Source organism: Rhizobacter sp. P3_B12 (assembly GCF_056402895.1).
Window position 1 is genome coordinate 1 of record NZ_JBFUGN010000589.1, and the last position, 3,897, is coordinate 3,897.

Annotated in this window: 3 protein-coding genes; 1 reads left to right on the forward strand and 2 read right to left on the reverse strand. The window is 72.0% G+C overall.

The annotated features are described in order from the left end of the window. A partial coding sequence (locus AC1D01_RS24240; protein WP_477870896.1) for an ATP-binding cassette domain-containing protein occupies positions 1-807 on the reverse strand: 807 nt, incomplete at its 3' end. Positions 808-817: 10 nt separating this feature from the next. Then, the gene (gene guaD / locus AC1D01_RS24245; RefSeq protein WP_477870892.1) at positions 818-2,116 is read right to left on the reverse strand and encodes a guanine deaminase; all 1,299 of its coding nucleotides are present in this window, start codon (positions 2,114-2,116) and stop codon (positions 818-820) included. Positions 2,117-2,259: 143 nt separating this feature from the next. Between guaD and xdhA the strand changes: the two genes are divergently transcribed. Beyond that, positions 2,260-3,795: a xanthine dehydrogenase small subunit gene (xdhA, locus tag AC1D01_RS24250; RefSeq protein WP_477870894.1), complete on the forward strand. Its 1,536-nt coding sequence runs from the start codon at positions 2,260-2,262 to the stop codon at positions 3,793-3,795. The last annotated feature ends 102 nt before the right edge of the window (positions 3,796-3,897 follow it).

Consider the following 3,897-nt stretch of genomic DNA (forward strand, 5'->3'; position numbering starts at 1 on the left):
CTGCAGGTCCATGCCGAACTGGTCGCGCTTGGGCACCGCGAGCTCGCGCACCGACAGCGCCACGTCGCCGAGCCGCGCCTGCACGTGCTGCAGCTGCGGCGGCTCGGCACCGATCATCAACCGCGACAGGCTGGCGTTGGTCTCCTGCGTCGGGTCGACCTCGCCGGTGACGCGGCCGCCGCGCAGCACGGTGCAGTGGTGGCACAGCGCGCGGATCTCGTCGAGCTTGTGGCTGATGTAGAGGATGCTGCAGCCCTCGGCGGCGAGCTGGCGCAGCGTGATGAAGAGCGTCTCGACGGCCTGCGGCGTCAGCACCGATGTGGGTTCGTCGAGGATCAGCAGCTTCGGGTTCGTCATCAGCGCGCGCACGATCTCGACGCGCTGGCGTTCGCCGACCGACAGCGTGTGCACCGGGCGCAGCGGGTCGACGCCGAGCCCGTAGACGCGGGCGACCTCGGTGATGCGCTGCGTCACGGCGGCCAGCGTCAGCGACTTGTCCAGGCCGAGCCAGACGTTCTCGGCGGCGGTGAGGGTGTCGAACAGGCTGAAGTGCTGGAACACCATGCTGATGCCCAGCGCGCGCGCCTCGTGCGGGTTGCGGATCTCGACCGACTGGCCGTTCCAGCGGATCACGCCGGCATCGGGCCGCACGGCGCCGTAGATCATCTTCATCATCGTCGACTTGCCGGCGCCGTTCTCGCCGAGCACGGCGTGGATCTCGCCGGGCTTGACGCGCAGGTTCACGCGGTCGTTGGCCTTGACCGCGGGGTAGCTCTTGCTGAGGTCCGTCAGTTCCAGGCGCAGCATCGCCGTCCCCTCAATCCCGTCGCCCATGCCGTTGCACTCCGTTCACCCACGCCGACACCAGATTCCGCTCGTCCGCCAGCGTCATCCACGCAAACACCCGCTCATGCAAGCCCCGCGCCACCTCCATCCGACGCTCGGCGACCGGACCCACCGCCCAGTCCCAGACGCACAGGTCGGCGACCCGCCCGGCCTCGAGCGAGCCGATCTCGTCGGCCAGCCCGAGCGCCTTGGCCGCGCCGCGCGTGCCGGCGTGCAAGGCCTTCCACGCCGTCAGCCGCTCGCCGGCCATCGCCTGCACGCGGTAGGCGTCGCTCGCGGCGCGCAGCATCGACAGGCTGGTGCCGCCGCCCACGTCGGTCGCCAGGCTGACCGCGCAGCCGGCCGCCTCGGCGGCGCGCCAGCCGAACAGCCCGCTGCCGAGGAACAGGTTCGACGACGGGCTGTGGGCGATCTGCGCACCGCTCGCGTGGATCGCCGCCCGGTCGGCATCGTCCAGCCAGATGCCGTGCGCCAGCACGCTGCGCTCGTTCAGCAGCCCGGCGCGGGCGTACACGTCGAGGTAGCTGCGGGCCTCGGGGAACAGCTCGGCCACCCACAGCACCTCGTCGCGGTTCTCGGCCACGTGGGTCTGCATGTAGATGCCGGGGTATGTGGCGCACAGCCGGCCGGCCATCGCGAGCTGGGCCGGCGTGCTGGTCGGCGCGAAGCGCACCGTCACCGCATAGGCGAGCCGGCCGGTGCCGTGCCAGCGCTCGATCAGCTCGACGCAATCGCGCTCGGCCTGGTCGACGTCGTCGCGCAGCCCGTCGGGCGCGTGCCGGTCCATCAGCACCTTGCCGGCGATCAGCCGCATGCCGCGCGCCTGGGCGCCGGCCAGCAGCCGGTCGGCGCTGACCTTGTGGACGGTCGGGAAGACGACGGCGCTGGTCGTGCCGTGCGCCAGCAGCGCGTCGAGGAAGCGTGCCGCGCCGCGCTCGGCCTCGCCCGCGTCGGCGTAGCGGCGCTCGGCCGGGAAGGTGTAGGTGTCGAGCCAGTCGAGCAGCGCGGTGCCGTAGCTCGCGATCACGTCGAGCTGGGGGCTGTGCACATGGGTGTCGATGAAGCCGGGCATCAGCAGCCGGCCGCGGTGGTCGTGCAGCTGCCAGCTGGCGTCGGGCGTGCCGGGCTGCGCGCCGGCGATGCGGCCGTCCTCGACCAGCAGCCAGTGGTCGGGGCGAAAGCGCACGGCCGGCGACTCGGTGTCGCCCCAGTCGGGTGCGGCGGTGAAGTCGAGCAGGTCGGCGCGCAGCGCGATGCGGCGGGGTGTCATGCGGGAAGTCGGGTGGGGGCAGGCCAGGGGCCGGGCCCGTGAATTGCAAAGCCAGGGCGTCGGGGCGCCATCGTATCCCGGCGGCGACGGAGGTTTACCCTTGCGGAGTCTGTCCTATGCTTGTTGACCAACCCCGGATTTCCATGAGCACCCAGCCCATCCGCTTCTTCCACCGCGGCGCGATCGTCGAGGTGGGCGGCGTTCATCCGACGCGCTCGGTGCTCGACTGGCTGCGCGAGGACGCGCACTGCACCGGCACCAAGGAGGGTTGCAACGAGGGCGATTGCGGTGCCTGCACGGTGGTGGTGGGGGAGTTGCTGGATGAGCAGACAGCGCCCGCGCAGCGGGTCGGTGGCCTCGCGCTGCGCACCGTCAACGCCTGCATCCAGTTCCTGCCGACGCTGGCCGGCAAGGCGCTGTTCACCGTCGAGGATCTGAAGGACCAGGCCGGCGGCGCGCTGCACCCGGTGCAGCAGGCGATGGTCGAGTGCCACGGCTCGCAGTGCGGGTTCTGCACGCCGGGATTCGTGATGTCGCTGTGGGCCGGCTACGAGGGCCACCGCGTCTGCGGGCAGGTGCCGACCCGGCAGCAGCTGGCCGACGAGCTGTCGGGCAACCTGTGCCGCTGCACCGGCTACCGGCCGATCCTGGATGCCGGCGAGCGCATGTTCCAGCTGCCGCCGGTCGCGCTCGACACCGCGCCGGTGGTGGCTGCGCTGCAGACGCTGTCGACCGCGGGCGATGGCCTGCACTATGCCGGCTTCAACCGCCAGCGCGAGGGCGGCCCGCGCGTCGACGACTACTTCGCGCCGCGCACGCTGGAGGCGCTCGCGGCGCTGCGCGAGCAGCATCCGAAGGCGACGCTGCTGGCCGGCTCGACCGACATCGGGCTGTGGGTCAACAAGCAGTTCCGCGACCTCGGCGAGATCCTCTACCTGGGCGACGTGGCCGAGCTGAAGCGCATCGACGAGCGCGACGGCCACCTGCACATCGGGGCCGGTGCCTCGCTCGAAGACGCCTGGTCGGCGCTCGCGCGGCACGTTCCCGCGCTGACCGAGGTGTGGCTGCGCTTCGCGTCGCCGCCGATCCGGCATGCCGGCACGATGGGCGGCAACGTGGCCAACGGCTCGCCGATCGGCGACTCGGCGCCGGTGCTGCTCGCGCTCGATGCCGAGCTGGTGCTGCGCCGCGGCAGCAAGGCGCGGCGCGTGCCGCTCGCGGCCTTCTACCTCGACTACATGAAGAACCAGCTGCAGCCGGGCGAGTTCGTGCAGGAGATCGTGGTGCCGCTCGCGGCAATGCAGCAGCAGGTGCGCGCCTACAAGATCAGCAAGCGCTTCGACTGCGACATCTCGGCGGTGTGCGCCGGGCTGTCGATCGGGCTCGCGGCCGACGGCGCGGTCGCGCAGGTGCGGTTGGCGTTCGGCGGCATGGCGGGCATCGTCAAGCGCGCCGCGCAGGCCGAGGCGGCGCTGCAGGGCCGCGCCTGGGACGAAGCCGCCCTGAAGGCCGCGCAGGCCGCGTTGGTGCGCGATTTCACGCCGCTCAGCGACATGCGCGCGAGCGCCGCCTACCGGCTGCAGGTCGCGCAGAACCTGTTGCGGCGTTTCTGGCTGGAGACGCGGGCGGTGGATCCGCTGCCGGTCGAGGCCACGCGGGCCTGGAGTGTGGTCGCATGAACAAGCTGCTCGATCCGTTCCTGCAACCCGGGCCCGACGCCGAGGCCGTCGCCTTGCGCGAAGGTGCGCGCGTCGGCATCAGCCGGCCGCACGAATCGGCGC